This window comes from Mesorhizobium sp. B2-3-5 (assembly GCF_006442395.1).
Taxonomy (GTDB): Bacteria; Pseudomonadota; Alphaproteobacteria; order Rhizobiales; family Rhizobiaceae; genus Mesorhizobium.
The window spans coordinates 45,814-64,753 of sequence record NZ_VFVX01000011.1 but is presented as its reverse complement, the minus strand read 5'-3'; the positions used below and the strand labels follow the sequence as shown (position 1 = coordinate 64,753).

Here is an 18,940-nt window from a genome sequence, read left to right as displayed (position 1 = left end):
GCCTATCGTGTTCCGCGAAGTCGGCGGGAGAGTTCGGCCTTCAACTGGCCGAAGGGGGCGCGCAGCGCATCATCGCGCCCGACGATGACATAATCATTGCCGGGCATCATGTCATCGGCCGCGTGGACGCGGACGGCTTCTTTCAGCCGCCGCCTGATGCGGTTGCGCACAACGGCTTTGCCGACCTTTTTGGTGACGGTGTAGCCGACACGCGGCATCCCACCGTCGTCGCGGTCGAGGACCTCGACGAGGAAAAACCGCCCGCGGCGCTTTTCACCACGGCGGACGGCCAGGAATTCCGCGCGTTTCAGAAGCCGCTTGGGATTTTGCCCCACTGGCTTGCCGGTTGCGGGCAACGATCTCGTCTCGCTTAGGCGCTGAGCCGCTTGCGGCCGCGGTTGCGGCGAGCCGCGACGACGCCACGACCACCCTTGGTGGCCATGCGGGCACGGAAGCCGTGCCGACGTTTGCGGACGAGTTTGGACGGTTGGTAGGTACGCTTCATTTGTTTTAATACCGCGGGGTGCGGCCCTTCTTGATTCTGTCACTTTGTAACAGGAGCTTTGCCGGGCCGGTTTTGGCGCGATCGAAACCGCGCCGGGACGAATGGCCCGAGCGTGAGCGGGCTTATAGAAAGAAGGGTTTTTAAAGTCAATCCGGCGTCGTCTCGCCAGGGCGGCAGGCCATCTGGCGCAAATTTAATGTTCCGACCAAGGATAAAATTGGCAAAAAAGCCGTAATCGCCTAATCTTGGCTGATCAAGTGATTGTGAAGACAGAGTCGCATGAGCGAAACCAGCCAAGCGGGTGAAGGGACCGGAACGGCGCCAGCCGCCGTCCGCACGGTACCGCTGTCGCGCGGACTGTCGACAAAGCTGCTGCTGCTGACGATCGTTTTCGTGCTGCTGGCCGAAGTGCTCATCTTCCTGCCCTGGATCGCCAGCTACCGGTTGAGTTGGCTCAAGGAGCGGCTGAGCACGGCCGCCGCCGTATCGATCGTGCTGGTGCAGGGCGAATCGACCTCCTTGTCGCGCGCGGCCCAGAATGACGTGCTGATGGCGATCGGCGCCAAGGCGATCGCGGTGCGCGATGGCGGCGTCTCGCGGCTTCTGGTGGTGGCCGACATGCCGCCGCAGGTCGATTCCCATATCGACCTCGCCAATGTCGGCATGATCAAGGGCATGACCGGCGCGCTCGACACGCTGTTCTTCGGCGGCGACCGCATGCTACGTGTCTTCGGGCCGGTCGGCGAGAGCGACAAGGAATTCGAGCTGATCATGCCGGACTACAGTCTGCGCAAGGCCATGCTGATCTATTCGCGCAACGTCGCCTTCGTCTCGCTGCTGATCTCGCTGTTCACGGCCATGCTGGTCTATGCCGCGATCGACCTGATCATGATCGGGCCGATCCGCACGATGACGCGCTCGATGCTGACCTTCTCCGAGGCCCCTGACGACCCTGCGCGCATCATCCATCCCGCCGACCGCGCCGACGAAATCGGCGTCGCCGAACGCGAGCTGTCGCAGATGCAGATACGGCTGCAGAAAATGCTTTCCGAACAGAAGCACCTGGCCGACCTTGGCCTTGCCGTGTCGAAGATCAACCACGACATGCGCAACATCCTGTCCTCGGCGCAACTGATTTCGGACCGCCTGCGCCAAGTCAAGGATCCGACCGTGCAGGCCTTCGCGCCGAAGCTTCTGCGCACGCTCGACCGGGCCGTCTCCTATTCGGAAGGCGTGCTGGCCTATGGCCGCACGCAGGAGCCGCCACCTTCGCGCCGCCGGGTGAGGCTGCGCCAGCTGGTCGAGGACGTGCACGGCCTGCTCGACATCGAACAGGGCATCGAGTTCATCAACGCCGTCGAGACGGCGTTCGAGGTGGACGCCGATTCCGACCAGTTGTTCCGGGTGCTGACCAATCTGTGCCGCAACTCGGTGCAGGCGATGGCGTCCGACACCGAGAGCGCCGTCGTGCGGCGGCTGGCCGTGTCGGCCGAGCGCATAGGCAGCGTCAGCCGCATCGCCGTCACCGACACCGGCCCCGGCCTGCCGCCGAAAGCGCGCGAGAACCTGTTCGCGGCGTTCCGCGGCTCGGCGCGCAGCGGCGGAACCGGCCTTGGCCTGGCGATCGCGCACGAACTGATCCGGGCGCATGGCGGCACGGTGGAGCTGGTCGAGAGCATTGGCGGGCGCACCACTTTCGCCGTGACCATCCCCGATCAGCCGGTGCGGCTCGACCAGGCCCGAGGCAGCCTGCGCCGCCCGGCGTGACGCTTGCGCGCTGTCTTTCCGAGGCGCGTCGGACGTGACACTTTCGCTGAAGCTTCTTTCCTCCGAGCTTGAAACCAGACCGGCTCCCGGCAGCTTCGAAGCCCGGGAATCGGGACCGTCGTCACCGGATGACAGGACCACGACAAAACTTTTGCCGGATCGGCTTGCTTTTCGCGATTTCAGTCGTTAGGGAACTGCACACATTCGCGGCCGGTCTTTCGGATCGGATCGCGGGCCGTTGAAAACACGGCCTGTTGCGCGCCCGTAGCTCAGCTGGATAGAGCACCAGACTACGAATCTGGGGGTCAGGAGTTCGAATCTCTTCGGGCGCGCCATTCGTGACATACTGATTTGGCGCGACATTTTCCCCAGCACTGGAACAAAACTGGGCACCTGCGCCTGCTTCCGGCCCGAAGAAGACGCCTGGACGGCCCAACTCGACTGACTTGTGGGCGACCCAAAGCTGACACTGCTCCTCGCATAAGAGGCGCGACCCTACTTAGTGTTTGCGATATAGTGCTCGGGCAAAGCCACCACCGCCTGGGAGTGGGCACGTGGATATTCGAGCATGGCTGGTGAGCCTCGGCCTCGGCGAGTATGCCGACGCCTTCGGCAGCCAAGATATCGATGAAGAGGTGCTCCCGAGCTTGACCGCCGACGACCTGACGGCGCTCGGGGTCACGTCGATTGGCCATCGGCGCAAGTTGCTCAGCGCCATTGCGGCCCTCGCCGAGAGTCCGACCCGGCCAACAACGGCCCAGCCGCCGCCCGCCTCCTCGGATTCTCGTGCAGAGCGACGGCAACTCACTGTGATGTTCGTCGACCTCGTTGGCTCGACCGAGCTTGCGCAGGCGCTCGACCCGGAAGACATGCGCGAGGTCATTCTCGCCTATCAGCAGGTGGTTGCGCGGGAGATCGCTCGCTACGACGGGCGCGTCGCCAAGCTGATGGGCGACGGCGTGCTCGCCTATTTCGGCTGGCCACAGGCGCACGAGGATGACGCCGAGCGCGCGGTGCGAGGCGGCCTCGCCGCTGTTTCCGCCACCGGCCGGCTGGCCGCGCCCGGCGGCAAGCCGCTAGCGGCGCGCGTCGGCATCGCCACGGGACTGGTGGTCGTCGGCGATCTGGTCGGCGAAGGCGCTGCACAAGAGGAAGCCGTTGTCGGAGACACGCCCAACCTCGCAGCCCGGCTGCAGGCACTCGCAGAGCCAGGCGCGGTCATCATCGCCGACACTACGCAAAAGCTGGTCGCGGGGCTGTTCGTGACAGCTGACCTCGGTGAGCGCCTTTTGAAGGGCTTTGCCGCTCCGGTGCGGTGTCGGCGCGTCGTCGGCGAAACAGCCGCCGAAAGCCGGTTCGAAGCGCGGCACGCCGTGCTTGCACCTCTGGTCGGGCGGGACCGTGAGCTGGCACGCCTGCTCGAACGCTGGCACCGCGCGACAGCGGCAGAGGGTCGGGTCGTGCTGCTCGGCGGCGAGGCGGGCATCGGCAAGTCGCGCCTGATTGCCGCGCTCGCGGAGCGGGTTGCCGCCGAACCGCATGCCGAGCTGCGCTTCTTCTGCTCCGCCTATCATACGAACAGCGCGCTGCATCCTCTCATAGCGCATCTCGAGCGAGCGGGGGGTCTCGTCAGTGACGACAGTGCCGATAGCAAGTTCGACAAACTCAGGGCACTGCTCGCCAGGCTCCCTATGGAGACGGACGAGGCGCTGCCGCTGCTGGCGATCCTATTGTCGATCGACCCAGGCGGACGCTACCAGCCGCCCAGACTGCCCGCGCCGACACTCAGGGCGCGCACGCTGGCGGCGTTGATACGGCTGGTCGAGGCGTCGGCGGCGAATAGGCCGGCGCTTGTGCTGGTCGAAGACACCCACTGGATAGACCCGACGACGGCAGAGTGGCTCGGAATGCTGGTTGAGCGGCTCGCCGGCCTGCGCGCCTTGCTGGTGGTGACGGCGCGACCGGAATTCGAGCCGCGCTGGACGGCGCTATCGTCTGTGGAGATCGTGCGGCTCGGACGGCTCGAACAGAAACACGGCATAGCGATCATAGAGCGCGTTGCAGGCAACAAAAAACTGCCGCCCGATATTGCCGACCGGATCCTGGCCAACACGGAAGGTGTACCGCTGTTCGTCGAGGAGCTGACGCGGACGGTTCTCGATTCCGGGCTACTGCTTGAGGCCGATGGGCGCTATCTCGCGATCGGGTCGCTGCCCAACCTGGCAATTCCCTCGACCCTGCAGGACTCGCTGATGGCGCGCCTCGACCGGCTGTCGCCGGTCAAGGAGACGGCCCAGATCGGCGCCTGCATCGGGCGCATCTTCGGCCACCGGCTGCTCGCTGCGGTGAGCGGTACGGACCAGGCGCGGCTCGACGATGCGCTCCACCAGCTCGAACAGGCCGAGCTGGTGTTTCGCAGCGGCATCGCGCCGGAGGCGACCTATACGTTCAAGCATGCGCTGGTGCGCGACACCGCCTACCAGAGCCTGCTGAAGAGCCGGCGCCAGCAAATCCATGGCAGGATCGCCGCGGCGCTCGAAGCCGAGTTCGCCGAAATCACCGAAGCCGAACCCGAAACCGTCGCGCAGCATTACACGCTGGCCGGACTGGCGGGCGAGGGCGTGCCATGGTGGCTGCGGGCGGGGCAGCGCGCGATGGCAAGGTCTGCCAACCGCGAGGCCGCAGCTCACTTCGCCAAGGGGCTCGAGCTTGCCGCGTCGCTGCCCGCTTCCGAGACCCGGCTCGGGCAGGAAGTTTCACTGTGGACGGCGATGGGCTCGGCTCTTGTCCCCGCCAAAGGTTGGGCCGCCCCGGAACCCCTGCAGGCATTTTCGACCGCGCGGGAACTTGCCGCGCGGCTCGGCGATAAAGTCAAGCTGTTCGCAGCGGTGCGCGGCGAGAGCGGCTGCCGCACCATCTCGGGCGACCTGCGCGCCGCCGAAGCTCTTGCCATGCAGTGCAAGACGCTCGGGATGGAGCTTGCCGAGGCATCCGGCGATTCTGAGTACCTGCTGGAGGCACACCATCAGCTCTGGGGCGTCAATTTTTATCTCGGCAGGTACGAGTCCGTTGAATCGTTTGTCAGATATGGCCTCGAAACCTACGACTACGAGAGGCACCGCCACCTTGCGTGGGGCTATACCGGGCACGATCCTGGCGTCTGCTGCAGGTCGTTCCACGCGCAGATGCTCTGCATATGCGGCAAGCCTGACAAGGCGATCCGGCAGGCAAGGGAAGCCGTCGCTCTGGCCCGGCGCGACTCGCATCCCCTTAGCTTGGCCCAGGCACAGATGGCCCTCGGCGTTGTCCACCTCCTGCGGCGAGAGCCCGGAGAGGCGCGAGGCTGGACCGAAAAAGCCATTGCGGTGTGCACCGAGTTCGCCCTCCCGCTGCTGCTGGGGCAGGCCCGCGCCTTCTTCGGCTGGGCGCTTGCCGGCCTGGGTGCGTTGGACGATGGGATTGGCGAGATGCGTGATGGGATCGCGGCGATGGCCGCGACCGGCGCCGACATGGGAATGGCCGCTTATCTGTGCGCGCTCGCGCGGGCCTGCGGCGAGCGCGGCGAGGCAAGCGAGGGGCTGGCCGTTCTGGAGCAGGCGTTCGACACGCTCGCCAAATCAGGCTCCACATATCAGCTGCCCGAGCTGTTGAGTGCGAAAGGAGAGTTGCTGTCACGGCTGGACCCGCGCGGCGACGCCGCCGAAGACCCTTTGCGGCAATCTCTGGCCGCCGCCCGCGAGCAGGGCGCGATACTGGCCGAGTTGAGGGCCGCCTTTCGCCTCGCGGGGCTTTGGGCCAACCACGGCCGCCGCAAGGAGGCGCGAGAGTTGCTCGCACCGGTCTATGCGGCATTCAACGAAGGCCTCGACACGCCTGACCTGATGGAGGCCGGCCGCCTGCTGCAACGGCTTCCGCAAGGAGCGACCGCGGTGCCCTAGGGAGGATGCCATGCTCAAACGAATGTGGATCGGCATGCTGGCGGGCGTTGCACTGCTGCCGCCTGGTGGCCAGGCTGCCTCGACAACCGAACTCACGATCCTGTGGGCAGAATGGGATCCGGCCAACTATCTGCAGGAGCTCGCCAACGAGTATGAGAAGAAGACCGGGGTCAAGGTCACGGTCGAGACCGTGAACTGGCCCGGTTTCCAAGACAAGGCATTCATGGAGTTCAATGCCCACTCTGATTCCTACGACATGGTCGTCGGCGATTCGCAATGGCTTGGAGCCGGCGCCACGGAGGGTCACTACGCCGAGCTGACCGATCTCGTGAAGGAGAGCGATCTGACCAAGGTCATGACCCCGGCGTCGATGACTTATTATTCCGAATATCCAAGGGGCAGCGGACGCTACTGGGCCGTTCCGCTCGAGGCCGACGCGGTCGGCTGGGCCTACCGCAAGGATTGGTTCGAGGATCCCGCCGAAATGAAGGCCTTCAAAGAGAAGTACGGCTACGACCTCGCCCCGCCGAAAACCTGGATGCAGCTGCGCGACATCGCCGAGTTCTTCTACCGACCGCACGCCAACCCACCGCGCTATGGTGTCGCGATCTATACAGAGCAGCACGGCGACGGGCTGATCATGGGCTTCATGTCCGAATTGTTCAGCTATGGCGGCGAGCTCGGGAACTACAGCACTTGTGCGGTCGAAGGCATCGTTAACTCGCAGCAAGCCATCAAGGCGCTTGAGGCTTACAAGGAACTCTATTCCTTCACGCCGCCGGACTGGGGTAATACCACCAATCGAGAGGAAGACCTGGCGATCACCGGGGGGCTGGCGGCAATGAGTATGAACTTCTTCGCCTTCTTTCCGGCGCTGGCGAATCCAGCGATAAATCCGAACGCCTCCGTTACTGGATTCTTCGCCAGCCCGGCTGGACCGGGCGGGGATCGATTCACGGCGCTGGGGGGCCAAGGTATCTCGATCGTCTCTTATTCGCGCAAACAGGCGGAAGCCAGGAAGTTCCTTGAATGGCTCGCTCGCGACGACACGCAGCAGAAATGGGCGGACCTTGGCGGCTATACCGCCGACGCCCACATTCTGGAGTCGGAGAAGTTCCGCAACGCTACGCCGTACAATGAAGCGTTTTATCAGAGCCTCTTCGTGGTGAAGGACTTCTGGGCAGAACCCTACTACGCCAAGCTCGTCGATCAGATGAACGCACGTCTGGCACCCTACCTGCTCAAGGATGGGGGATCGGCAAAGGAGACGCTCGACGGGATCGCGGCCGACTGGAAGATGACGATCGCCGAAAACGGCTGCAAATAGACGCCCTTGATCGCAAAATTGCGTCGCAAGGCGCGTGCGGCCTGGGCCTGCCAATCGAGCCGCGCTTGCGAATGTCTGACTCTAGCGTAGAAAACAGTCTTACGAGTTGGGCGAACGCACATCCGCTGATGGCGCCAAGCAGACCTGTGCTCCAAGCACGATTTTAGAAATCAATAGGCACAACAATGACATAGCGGTGCCCAGTTTCATCTCCTCCGGCGCGCCATTCAACACAGAACTCCGAACGCCGCCGATTTCAAGCTTGACGCGAAACGAGGGTTCGCGGCGGTTCTGGCTTGCCGGCATGAGAAACTGTCCGCCGCTCCGCGCCTTGCACGCCTTCGAGGCCGCCGCCCGGCACGGCAGCTTCAAGGCGGCAGCAGCGGAGCTCGGCGTGACGCCGACGGCGATCAGCCATCAGATCCGCTCGTTGGAAGAAATATGCGGCCGCAAGCTGTTCCAGCGCCGGCCGCGTCCGCTCGTGCTGACGAGTGCGGGAGCGCGACTGTTTCCTATCCTTCGCAACGGCTTTGATCTTCTCGCAGGCTCTCTTGCCGCAGTCGCCGAGCCGGATGTTCAATCGCCATTGCGGGTGACGAGCCCGAACGCTTTCGCAAGCCGATGGCTGGTGCCCCGGTTGCCGAAATGGCGAGAGGCCAACCCGGCCGTGCCACTGGAGATCATCGGGACGGACGCGGTACTCGACCTTCGTGCCGGCGCCGCCGATGTTGCGATCCGCTACACGCGCCGCCCGCCTTTGGGCGTTGCCGCTCAGGAAGTGTGCCGCGATTCCTTCTTTCCCATCTGCAGTCCCCGATTGTTGGCGAGCGATGGACGGGCGATCGAGCGTGCCGCCGATCTCCTGCGATATCCCCTGATCCATTTTGACTGGATGAACCGGGATCCGGACGCTCCCACCTGGCTCCGGTGGCTGGCGACGGCCCGTTCGATCGATCCGGATCTGGTCCCGGACAAAGCCTGGGATTTGAGCTTCCGCGAGGAACTGCACGCGATCGATGCGGTCGTCGCCGGGCAAGGCATCGCGATCTGCAGTGACGTTGTGGTCGGCCGTGAACTGGAGAACGGCTCGCTCGTCAAGGCGCATCCATTGTCCTTGCCGGGCTACAGCTTTTATGTCGTCTGGATGCATCACAGTCCGCGATCCACCATCATAGAGTCATTCCTGGCATGGATGAGAACCGTTACTTGAGTGCTTGCCTGTGACCGTCCTCCCGGAGCCACTTCCGGACGACCGGCATCAGAAATGCCAGATGTCGCGCTGCTTCCAGATATCCATCGGCGCCCGCCAGAGCCTGTATCTGGAGGCCTGCTCGATCTGCTGGCCCACGCCTAGGTGGCCATAGCCGGCAAAGAAGGCTTCGAGCCGTCGCCGGGCAAAGAGCTTCTGTCCCCTGGTGGTGTAGTTTCGGATCGGCAGCCGGTGCGGCGTTATCCTGCATCCATCCCTGGCCAACGCGACACCAATGCAAAATTGTTCCGGCGTATGCGCCCTTACGACGCCGATCAGTTGCTCGATTGCATGATAGGCGTCGCTCAGTGCGGGAAGGGCGGCATTGTGGACACCCAGGACCCCGCTGCTCCACATCGGCTCGCTTCCGGTCAGCATTTTCTCGCCAAGCATGAAATGTCTGCCTTCGAGGGCACGGTAGGGGGCCTTTGGCCGGCCCTCGCACCTGTTCATGACGGAATGTGAGGGGGAAATCTGGCCGAAACAGCCCGAAATGTCGCCAATCGGATACATGTCCGTGTCCATGAGGAACAGGCGCTCGCAGGCCCCCAGCAGATCGATGATGCCGGCGGCCTTGATGCCGAAGCGGTATCGGCCGCCAAATGACATCTCGGCCATCCGGCGCGCCGTAAGCTCCATCGTCCCGATGGGATAGCCGTCGAAAATGTGCGGTCTGTCGGTGAGGACAGTGACCTTCGCGTCCGGGCAATAGTGCAGCAGCCTCAGCGCGCTGAAGAGCGCGCCGCGCGCGTATAGCTCGTCATCGCCGAACGCGATGTATCCGAAACTGTCGCTCATTTCCGGCCCCGGCAGCAGCGCCGCGCTCTGACCTTTGCTCGAATCGCCGGAGGAGTCCATAAGCTTCAGCTTATGCAGCCTTCCCCAATCATCGAAGAGATGATTGCAACCGCTGCCTCGGTTGTTGCGTTTCCCCGGCATGTCAGAAATGTCGTCCTTCGCACGAAGGGCGCGGACCCGTTGGCGCCGGACAGACCCGTTCGGGTTGCGCTCTCTTGCGCCAACATTCTTGTTACGTCGGATTGCGGGCGCGCCGGTAAACCGGCAAACCAATCCAATCGAAAATGATGCCAGCCCTAAGGAGCCCGCATGGCCGCGACCACCAGCAAGATCAGACGCGCCTTGATTACCGGCGCGGGAGCGGCGGACGGAATCGGCTTCGCCATCGCCCGCCACCTCGGCAAAGCCGGGCACGCCGTTTTCCTGACCGGGGCCAGTGCACGTGTGATGGATCGCGCCGCGGAGCTTCGCGGCGAAGGCCTCGATGCCACTGCCGCGGTTGCCGATCTCACCCTGGCTGCCGATGTCACGCGGCTGCGGGTGGCCGCCGGAACGGTCGATATCCTGGTCAACAATGCCGGCATGGGCTCGCTGGCATCGCCCTCGGCCGACAAGGCGTTTGTCTCGATGACCGAGGCCGACTGGGATCAAGGAATCGACGTCAGCCTGAAGACCGCGTTCCTCGTCACAAGGGCGTTTCTGCCGGCGATGGTCGAAGCGGGCTACGGACGCGTCGTCAATGTGGCGTCGGTCACCGGGCCGATCGTGTCTTTCGAAGGCACATCAGCCTATTCCGCGGCCAAGGCCGGCATGGTCGGCCTGACACGCGCACTGGCGCTGGAAATGGCAAAGGACGGCATCACCGTCAACGCGGTCGCGCCCGGCTGGATCGAAACCGGCGCGTCGAGCGCGGTGGAGCTGACAGCGGCCCTGCATACGCCGCCGGCGCGGGCCGGCCGGCCGGATGAAGTGGCCGCGGCGGTCGTGTTCCTGGCATCGGAGGGCGCCAGCTATGTCAATGGCGCCGTGCTGGTGGTTGACGGCGGCAACAGCCTTCAGGAACGCAAGGGCTGACGGCGCGCCCGCTCAGGACGCCTTGGCGAGAAAGCTCTGGTAATCGGACTTGGCCTGCAGCAGGCGCAACACGTTCTCGCGCGAGCCGCGCACATGGGCGCGCGCCAGCATGCCGGCCCGGCCGGCGTCGCCGGCGCAGATGGCCTCGACGATCTCGGCATGCTCGTCGCGGGCGATCTTCCATTCGTCGAGCCACAACAGTTCGGTCCAGACATAGTGCTGGCACTTGTCGAGGATGCCGCACAGCATGCCGTGCAGCATGGCGTTGCCGCTGATCTGCGCGATGACGCGGTGCAGGTCGATGCCGACCTCCAGCTCCTGGAATTTTTCTTTTGTGGTGCGATCGGGAATGGCGGCAAGCCGCTCGCATTCGGCCAGCATGGCACGCAGCCGCGCCATGTCCTTCTCGGTCGCGGCGACGGCCGCGAGTTCCGTGGCATGGCCGTCGAGCAGTTCGCGGATGTCGAAGGCCTCGCGGAACATGTTGATGTCGAACTCGGTGACGGCATAGCCCTGGCGCGGCCGGCCGGTGACAAGCCCGTCGCGCTCCAGCCGGTTGAAGGCCTCGCGCACCGGCGTGCGGCTGACATTGAGCTTCGCCGCGATGTCGCTCTCGGTGACGCGGGCGCCCGGCGGAATCTGGCCGGTCACGATCATCGCCTTGAGGGAGGTGTAGACCGAGTCGCGCAGCGTGTTTTTCGTTTCCTTGGCCAAGATCCGCTTCCAGTCCTCCAGCACTCAGGCCGGACATTGCCCCGTTTGTAGTCGTTGTCGGTCCAATTTGCCACGCGGGTGGTGGCGTCTCTCACAGGCTTGTCCGGCTCGAATAGATCGCGCCGGCCGGTGTTGACAACACCGATCCCTCGGCTACATTCAAAATTGTATACAAAATCGCATGCCAAATCAAAAATAAATGGGAACACCGGTTGGAGAACCGAAATGAACAGGACCAGCAGCTTTAAAGCCTTTGCCATAGCCGGCCTCGCAGCCTCCGTGGCAGTGCCCGCCGTCGCCGCCGACACGATCACCGTCGCCTCATGGGGCGGCACCTATCAGGAGGCGCAGACAAAGGCGTTCTTCAAGCCGACCGCCGACGCGCTCGGCATCACCATCAAGGAAGACACCACCAACGGCCTTGACGACGTGCGACTGCAAGTAACCGGCAACGCGGTGAAGTGGGACATCACCGAACTCGGCGCCGACGAATGCGCGCGCGGCTCGAAGGAAGGGCTGTTCGAAAAGCTCGATTACGGCATTATCGACAAGAGCGGCATCAACCCGAAGCTTGTCCATGACGACTGGGTCGGCATCTCCTACACCTCCGTCGTGCTGATCTACCGCACCGACGTCTTCGGCGACAAAGGCCCGAAGACGTGGGCGGATTTCTGGAACGTGGAAAAATTTCCGGGGCGGCGCGCGCTGAGCAGCAGCCAGGCGACGGAGACGTTGAGCGTCGCCGCTCTCGCCTCCGGCCTGCCGATCGACAAGGTCTATCCCGTCGACATCAACGGGGCGCTGAAATCGGTCGACAAGATCCGCGGCCATGTCGACGCCTGGTGGACGTCGGGCGCGCAGGCCATGCAACTGGTCAAGGACGGCGAAGTCGACATGGCGAGCATCTGGAACGGCCGCGCCGGCACACTGAAGAAGGAAGGCGCGCCGGTCTCCTTCTCCTTCGACCAGGGTGTGCTCACGGCCGACTGCATGGTGATCCCCAAGGGCGCCAAGAACAAGGAAGCCGCCATGAAGGCGCTGGCCATGTTCGTCAGCCCGCAATTGCAGGCCAATCTGCCGCTCTATGTCGACAATGGGCCGGTCAACGAGAAGGCCTTCGAGACCGGCAAGATCCCACAGGAGCGCATCAAGGACATCAACTCGTCGCCCGAAAACGTCAAGAAGCAGGTGCTGGAGGACGCCGGGTTCTGGCGCGACAATCTGGTCGAGGCGACGGAGAAGTTCAACAATCTGATCCAGCAATAGGCTGCTGATGCGGCAGGGCGGCACCGGTGTCGCCCTGCCTCCGTCGTCTTATGTTTGCCGGCTAGGGAGAAAGTGATCTTGTCCATTGCGCCATCCGCGCTGCCGATCGGCATGCGCGCGATCGAGAAACGATTTGGCTCCGTCTCGGTGCTGCGTGATCTGAACCTCGATGTCGCGGCCGGCGAATTCCTGACGCTGCTTGGTCCTTCCGGATCGGGAAAGACGACGCTGCTGATGATCCTGGCCGGTTTCATCAGGGCCAATGCCGGTTCCATCAAGGTGGGCGACGACGAGATCATCACCACGCCGCCGCACAAGCGTAACATCGGCATGGTGTTCCAGAATTATGCGCTGTTCCCGCATATGAATGTCTTCCACAACATCGCCTTTCCGCTGAAGCAGCGTGGCGTGGCGACGGCCGAGACGGCGCAGCGTGTCGAAAAGGCGCTGGAGCTGGTGAAGCTGCAGGGCCTGGGCGAACGGCGGGTCGACCAGCTTTCCGGCGGCCAGCGCCAGCGCGTAGCGCTGGCGCGCGCCATCGTCTTCGAGCCGCGCATCGTGCTGATGGACGAACCCTTGTCGGCGCTCGACAAGGGCTTGCGGGAGCACATGCAGATCGAACTGCGCGCCCTGCACCGGCGGCTTGGCATGACGACGGTCTATGTCACGCACGACCAGCGCGAAGCCATCACCATGTCGGACCGCATCGCGGTGATGAATGCCGGCCGCATCGAACAACTCGACAAACCCGAAACGCTCTACGCCGCGCCGAAGACGCAATTCGTAGCCGGCTTCATCGGCGAATCGAATTTCATGCCCGTCGAATGCCACGACGGGGCGGTCTGGTACGAGGACAGACGCATCCACACAGCAACGCCGGCCCCGGCCGCGGGCCGGCACCTGATGGTGGTGCGGCCGGAAAAGCTGCGGTTGGTCACTCCAACGGAGCCGTCGAACGGGATCAATGTCTTCGATGCCACGGTCGCTGACGTTATCTATCAGGGCGACAGTTTCGTCTGCTACGTCTCACTGCGCGATGGCCGCCAGCTGACGTTGCGCGACTATTGCCGCGGTGATGTGCTGGCGCGGTTGCCGGCGCCTGGCCAGCCGATCCGCCTCGGCCTCGAGGCGCAGGACACGATCCTGGTGGCGTCAGAGGGATGAGCGCGCAATCCGCCCTCCTCGAGGAGACTGCCGGCGGCGTCGGCGAGCACCTGAATGCGCAGGCGTTGCGCGCCGACGCGCGGCGCGAGTCGCTGCGGCTGCTGGCGCTGCTGTCGCCCAGTCTCTTCCTCGTCTTCGCCATCATCGTCGTGCCGATCGGCTGGCTGTTCTGGCTATCGCTGTTCAACGAGACCGGCGCCTTGAGCGCCGCCAATTATGCGCGCTTCTTCGAGCAGGCTTCGTACATCAAGACCTTTATCACCACCTTCAAGGTCGCGTTCCTCGTTACCGGCGCCTGCGTGCTGCTTGGCTATCCGCTGGCCTACATGCTGTCGCAACTGCCGCGCCGGGCGGCGTCGATCTGCCTGGTCTTTGTCATCCTGCCGTTCTGGACATCGGTGCTGGTGCGCACCTATGCCTGGCTGGTGATCCTGCAGCGCAAGGGCCTAGTCAACAGCTGGCTGATCGACCTTGGCGTCATCAGCCAGCCGCTGTCGCTCGCCAACAACCTGTCGGGCGTCGTCGTCGGCATGACGCACATCCTCCTGCCGTTCCTCATCCTGCCGCTCTACGCCTCGATGAAGACCATCGACGCCGACTGCCTGCGCGCAGGCATGAACCTCGGCGCCGGCCCCGTCGCCACCTTCCGGCAGATATTCTTTCCGTTGTCGCTGCCCGGCCTCGCCTCCGGCGTGGTCATCGTCTTCGTGCTGTGTCTCGGCTTCTTCGTTACCCCGGCGCTGATGGGCGGTGGCAAGGTGGTCATGTGGGCGATGCGCATGGAACAGACCACCAGCCTCTATTCCAACTGGGGTGCCGGCGCCGCGCTCGGCGTGGTGCTGCTGGTCGTCACGCTGGCACTGCTCGGCCTGTTCCGGTGGCTGCTCGGCGCGCGCACCACCGGCGTATGGAGTTCGCGATGAACGGGAGCCTGCCGATTTCGCACTGGCAACGCCTGTGGCTTTATGCGCTGAGCGGCCTTGTGCTTTTGTTCCTGATCGCGCCGTCGGTCATCATCGTCATCATGTCGTTCTCGGATTCGACTCTGCTGCAGTTTCCGCCACGGCAATGGTCGCTGCGCTGGTACCAGACCTATTTCCAGTCGCTGGAATGGCGCGACGCCACGATGGTTTCGGTGAAGGTGGCACTCATGACCGTTCTGGTGGCGACGCCGCTCGGCACCGCAGCCGCCTATGCCATCAACCGGGGCACGCTGCGCTTCAATGGCACCATCAACGGGCTGCTCACGGCGTCGCTGATCATCCCGGTGATCCTGATCGGCATCGGCACCTTTTTCCTCTATGCCCGCATCGGGCTCAACAACACGCTGACCGGCCTGGTCATCGCGCACACGGTGCAAGCCTTGCCGCTTGTGGTGCTGACCGTGCTGTCCGGACTGCGGTCCTACGACATGAACCAGGAGCGGGTGGCGCGCAGCCTGGGCGCCGGGCGCATCGCGGCGTTCTGGCAGGTGACCATGCCGCAGATCCGCTTCTCGATCGTCTCGGGCGCGCTGTTCGCCTTCATCACCTCCTTCGACGAGGTGGTGGTTTCGCTGTTCATTTCGGGCGGCGAGACGACGACGTTGACGCGCCGCATGTTCAACGCGTTGCGTGATCAGATCGACCCGACAATCGCCGCCATCTCCACCTGCCTGATCGTGCTGTCGGTCGTGCTTTTGGCAATCGCGCAGGTCTTCGGCCGCCGTTCTTGATTTCATCGGACCAATTCGCTTCAAGTGACCAGGGGATATCCAGATAGAATGCGCGACTTCCAGTTCCCAGGCCGCTCGCCGGTTCGTGCCACCGAGGCCATGGCCGCCACCTCGCACCCGCTGGCGACGCTTGCCGCCATCGACATGCTGCGCGCCGGCGGCAACGCCATGGACGCGGCGGTCTGCGCGGCCGCCGTGCAAGGCGTGGTCGAGCCGCAATCGACCGGCATCGGCGGCGATTGTTTCGTGCTCTACTGTCCGGCCGGACAAGGCAATGTGCTGGCCTTCAACGGCTCCGGCCGCGCGCCGGCGGGCGCGACCGTCGACTGGTATCTGGAGAAGGGTTTTGGCGAGTTGCCGAAGCAAGGCCCGCATGCGGTGACAGTACCGGGCGCCATCGACGCCTGGTGCCGGCTGCTGGAGGACCATGGCCGCAAGGGCATCGCCGAAGTGCTGGCGCCGGCCATCCACTATGCCGAGAATGGCTATGTCGTGCACGACCGCGTCGCCTTCGACTGGGCCGAGCCGGAGACCGACCTGTCGGCGGATGAGCATGCATCGCGCATCTTCCTGCCGGGCGGCAAGGCGCCGGAAGCCGGCGATGTCCATCGCCAGCCGGAACTCGCCGCCACGTTGCGGGTGATCGCCAAGCATGGCCGCGCCGGATTCTACGAAGGCGCCGTCGCCGACGACATGGTGCGCCGGCTCAATGAACTGGGCGGGCTTCATTCGCATCAGGATTTCGCCGCGACCAAAGGCGACTATGTGGCGCCGGTCAGCACCTCCTATGGCGGCTATGACATCCACCAGATGCCGCCGAACAACCAGGGGCTGACGGCGCTCTTGATGCTGAACGTGCTGTCAGGGTTCAAGCTTGGCGGGCTCGATCCCAATGGCGCCGAACGCCTGCATCTGGAGATCGAGGCCGGGCGGTTGGCCTACCAGGACCGCGACACTTTTCTGGGCGATCAGGACCATGTGACGGTACCGGTGGAGCAGCTTCTGTCCGCCGCCTATGCCGACCGGCTGCGGGCCGAGATCGACAGCGAGCGCGCCATGACGCATCCGCCGCGCGTCGACCTGCCGGGCAGCGACACCGTCTACATCTCGATCGTCGACCGCGACCGCAACGCGGTCTCCTTCATCAACTCGACCTATTATTCCTTCGGCAGCGGCGTCGTCGGCCCGAAGACCGGCGTGGTGCTGCAGAACCGTGGCTCGAGCTTCCGCCTCGACCCGGCGCATCCCAACGCGATCGCGCCCGGCAAGCGGCCGATGCACACGATCATGCCCGGCATGGCGACCCGGAATGGCCGCGTGGTGATGCCGTTCGGCGTGATGGGCGGCGGCTACCAGCCGTTCGGCCATGTCCATCTTTTGACCAATATGGTCGATTTCGGCATGGATCCGCAGCAGGCGGTGGATGCGCCACGGGTGTTCTACAATGATGGTGTGGTGGAGGCCGAGCGCAGCGTGCCCGCCGAGGCGGTTGCGGGACTGCGCCGGCGCGGCCATGAGGTCATGGAGCCGCCCCACCCGCTCGGCGGCGGCCAAGTGGTGCTGATCGACTGGGAAAAGGGAACGCTGACCGGCGCGTCGGATCCGCGCAAGGATGGTTTGGCGCTTGGCTATTGAGGGTGATTGGCGCAGGGACGGCGGACAATTTCCGGACGCTGGCGCCGCCCCTCATTGCCCTGCCGGGCATTTCTCCCCGTATAGGGACGGGGAGAAAGGGCTGGCCGCAACGTCGGCGGCTATCTCTCTTCTCCCTGTGATTATACGGGGAGAAGGTGCCGGCAGGCGGATGAGGGGCGGCGCCGACTTCGACAAGCGCTCTGAAGCGATTGCTGGATTCTCGATCGTCAACTGGACTCCTCACAACCCGTCGTTTGAAACATAGCCGGTGACCATGACCCACACAAACCTCTCCCGCCGCCTCGTTGCCGGCGCCGACGACGCTCCGGCCATCCTGGCGCCGAACAGGTCGACGCTGACCCATGGCGGCCTGCGCGCGCTGATCGCGGCCACGGCCAGCCGGCTGCATGCGCTCGGCATCGGCCGCAACGACCGGGTGGCGATTGTCCTGCCGAACGGGCCGGAGATGGCGACAGCCTTCGTCGCCGTGGCGGCCGCCGCCTCGACAGCACCGCTCAATCCCGCCTACCAGGCGGACGAGCTTGATTTCTACCTCACCGACATCGGCGCCAAGGCGATCCTTGTCGCGGAGACCGAGGCCGGGCCGGCCGTGACGGTCGCCGAACGGCTCGGCATCGGCGTGCTGCGGCTTGTCGTGCAGCCTGGCACTCCCGCCGGCAGCTTCACCATCGAGGGCGCGGCGGTCGGCCCGCAGGCGGCGCCCGACATGGCCGGGGATGGCGATGTCGCGCTTCTGCTGCACACGTCGGGCACCACGTCGCGGCCCAAGCTGGTGCCGCTCAGCCACGCCAATATCGCGGCTTCCGCCTCCCATATCGGCGCAACGCTCGGCCTGACGGCTGATGACCGCTGTCTCAACATCATGCCGCTGTTCCACATCCATGGGCTGATCGCGGCGGTGCTGTCGTCGCTGGCTTCGGGCGGCAGCATTTACTGCACGCCGGGTTTCAACGCGCTGCGCTTCTTCCAGTGGCTGGGCGACGCCAGACCCAGCTGGTACACGGCGGTGCCGACCATGCATCAGGCGATCCTGCCGCGCGCGGCGCGCAATGGGGAGGTGCTGGCGGCGGCGCGTCTGCGCTTCATCCGCTCGTCCTCGGCATCGCTGCCGGCGCGGGTGATGGCCGAACTGGAGACCACCTTCGGCTGTCCGGTGATCGAATCCTACGGGATGACCGAGGCCGCCCACCAGATGGCCTCGAACCGGCTGCCGCCCGGCCTGCGTAAGCCGGGCAGTGTCGGCGCATCGGCCGGACCCGATGTGGCGGTGATGGCGCCGGACGGACGGCTGCTCGAAGCCGGCGAGACCGGCGAGATCGTCATTCGCGGGCCCAACGTGACGGCCGGCTACGAGAAGAACCCGGACGCCAATGCGACGGCCTTCGCGCATGGCTGGTTCCATACCGGCGACCAGGGCGTGCTCGACGCGGACGGCTATCTCCGGGTCACCGGCCGGCTGAAGGAGATCATCAATCGCGGCGGCGAAAAGATCTCGCCGCTCGAGGTCGACGACGTGCTGATGGACCATCCGGCGGTGGCGCAGGTGGTCACCTTCGCCATGCCGCACGACAAGCTCGGCGAGGAGGTGGCGGCGGCAGTTGTTCTGCGCGAAGGCATGAGCGCCACTGAGAGCGATATCCGCAGCCATGCCGCTACGCGGCTGGCCGACTTCAAGGTGCCGCGCAAGGTGCTGATCCTGGAGGAGATCCCCAAGGGCGCGACCGGCAAGCTGCAGCGCATCGGCCTTGCCGCCAAACTCGGGCTTTGA

At 64.7% G+C, this 18,940-nt stretch carries 15 protein-coding genes and 1 tRNA gene; 12 read left to right on the top strand and 4 right to left on the bottom strand.

The features are described from left to right. Positions 1 to 2 precede the first annotated feature (2 nt). Both rnpA and rpmH read right to left on the bottom strand, forming a co-directional pair. Complete coding sequence (gene rnpA / locus FJ958_RS15115) at positions 3 to 356, bottom strand: ribonuclease P protein component (protein WP_140609842.1); 354 nt, start codon at positions 354 to 356, stop codon at positions 3 to 5. 14 nt (positions 357 to 370) lie between these two features. Continuing rightward, the gene (gene rpmH, locus FJ958_RS15110) at positions 371 to 505 is read right to left on the bottom strand and encodes a 50S ribosomal protein L34 (RefSeq protein ID WP_008833937.1); all 135 of its coding nucleotides are present in this window, start codon (positions 503 to 505) and stop codon (positions 371 to 373) included. A gap of 279 nt (positions 506 to 784) precedes the next feature. On the opposite strand from rpmH, the gene FJ958_RS15100 reads away from it, so the two are divergent. The 5 genes from FJ958_RS15100 (at position 785) to FJ958_RS15080 (ending at position 8,747) form a co-directional block, all read left to right on the top strand. Then, complete coding sequence (locus FJ958_RS15100) at positions 785 to 2,272, top strand: HAMP domain-containing sensor histidine kinase (RefSeq protein ID WP_140743892.1); 1,488 nt, start codon at positions 785 to 787, stop codon at positions 2,270 to 2,272. A gap of 258 nt (positions 2,273 to 2,530) precedes the next feature. Beyond that, positions 2,531 to 2,607, top strand: a tRNA-Arg gene (locus tag FJ958_RS15095). Between the two features lie 219 nt (positions 2,608 to 2,826). Next, entirely contained in the window at positions 2,827 to 6,210 is a 3,384-nt protein-coding gene (locus tag FJ958_RS15090) for an adenylate/guanylate cyclase domain-containing protein (protein WP_140743890.1), read from the top strand. A gap of 22 nt (positions 6,211 to 6,232) precedes the next feature. Further along, positions 6,233 to 7,537, top strand: a complete 1,305-nt coding sequence (locus tag FJ958_RS15085) for an extracellular solute-binding protein (protein ID WP_246679601.1) — start codon at positions 6,233 to 6,235, stop codon at positions 7,535 to 7,537. 106 nt (positions 7,538 to 7,643) lie between these two features. After that, positions 7,644 to 8,747 carry a LysR substrate-binding domain-containing protein gene (locus FJ958_RS15080; RefSeq protein ID WP_246679600.1) on the top strand — a complete coding sequence of 368 codons (1,104 nt, stop codon included), beginning with the start codon at positions 7,644 to 7,646 and terminating at the stop codon, positions 8,745 to 8,747. A 48-nt stretch (positions 8,748 to 8,795) separates the two neighbouring features. Here the strand turns inward: FJ958_RS15080 and FJ958_RS15075 are convergent, their stop codons facing one another. After that, the gene (locus FJ958_RS15075; protein ID WP_246679607.1) at positions 8,796 to 9,998 is read right to left on the bottom strand and encodes a hypothetical protein; all 1,203 of its coding nucleotides are present in this window, start codon (positions 9,996 to 9,998) and stop codon (positions 8,796 to 8,798) included. On the opposite strand from FJ958_RS15075, the gene FJ958_RS15070 reads away from it, so the two are divergent. Continuing rightward, positions 9,894 to 10,658, top strand: a complete 765-nt coding sequence (locus tag FJ958_RS15070; RefSeq protein ID WP_140743884.1) for an SDR family NAD(P)-dependent oxidoreductase — start codon at positions 9,894 to 9,896, stop codon at positions 10,656 to 10,658. The two genes, FJ958_RS15075 and FJ958_RS15070, sit on opposite strands and share 105 nt — an antisense overlap. Before the next feature lie 12 nt (positions 10,659 to 10,670). Here FJ958_RS15070 and FJ958_RS15065 read toward each other — a convergent pair whose 3' ends face one another. Then, positions 10,671 to 11,372 (bottom strand): GntR family transcriptional regulator, encoded by a 702-nt coding sequence (locus FJ958_RS15065; protein ID WP_181176401.1) that lies wholly within the window; start codon positions 11,370 to 11,372, stop codon positions 10,671 to 10,673. Positions 11,373 to 11,597: 225 nt separating this feature from the next. Between FJ958_RS15065 and FJ958_RS15060 the strand changes: the two genes are divergently transcribed. From FJ958_RS15060 to FJ958_RS15030, 6 genes are all read left to right on the top strand, one after another. Beyond that, positions 11,598 to 12,638, top strand: coding sequence for an ABC transporter substrate-binding protein (locus tag FJ958_RS15060; protein WP_140743880.1), 1,041 nt, complete (start codon positions 11,598 to 11,600; stop codon positions 12,636 to 12,638). Between the two features lie 78 nt (positions 12,639 to 12,716). Beyond that, a complete protein-coding gene (locus FJ958_RS15055; RefSeq protein WP_140743878.1) occupies positions 12,717 to 13,802 on the top strand; it encodes an ABC transporter ATP-binding protein in 1,086 nt (361 codons plus the stop codon). Continuing rightward, positions 13,799 to 14,725, top strand: coding sequence for an ABC transporter permease (locus FJ958_RS15050; protein WP_140743876.1), 927 nt, complete (start codon positions 13,799 to 13,801; stop codon positions 14,723 to 14,725). Before FJ958_RS15055 ends, FJ958_RS15050 begins: the two co-directional genes overlap by 4 nt. Continuing rightward, positions 14,722 to 15,516: an ABC transporter permease gene (locus tag FJ958_RS15045; RefSeq protein ID WP_140743874.1), complete on the top strand. Its 795-nt coding sequence runs from the start codon at positions 14,722 to 14,724 to the stop codon at positions 15,514 to 15,516. The genes FJ958_RS15050 and FJ958_RS15045 overlap by 4 nt, the downstream gene beginning before the upstream one ends. A gap of 48 nt (positions 15,517 to 15,564) precedes the next feature. Next, positions 15,565 to 17,151: a gamma-glutamyltransferase gene (gene ggt / locus FJ958_RS15040; protein WP_140743872.1), complete on the top strand. Its 1,587-nt coding sequence runs from the start codon at positions 15,565 to 15,567 to the stop codon at positions 17,149 to 17,151. 274 nt (positions 17,152 to 17,425) lie between these two features. Next, positions 17,426 to 18,940 carry an acyl--CoA ligase gene (locus FJ958_RS15030; RefSeq protein ID WP_140743870.1) on the top strand — a complete coding sequence of 505 codons (1,515 nt, stop codon included), beginning with the start codon at positions 17,426 to 17,428 and terminating at the stop codon, positions 18,938 to 18,940.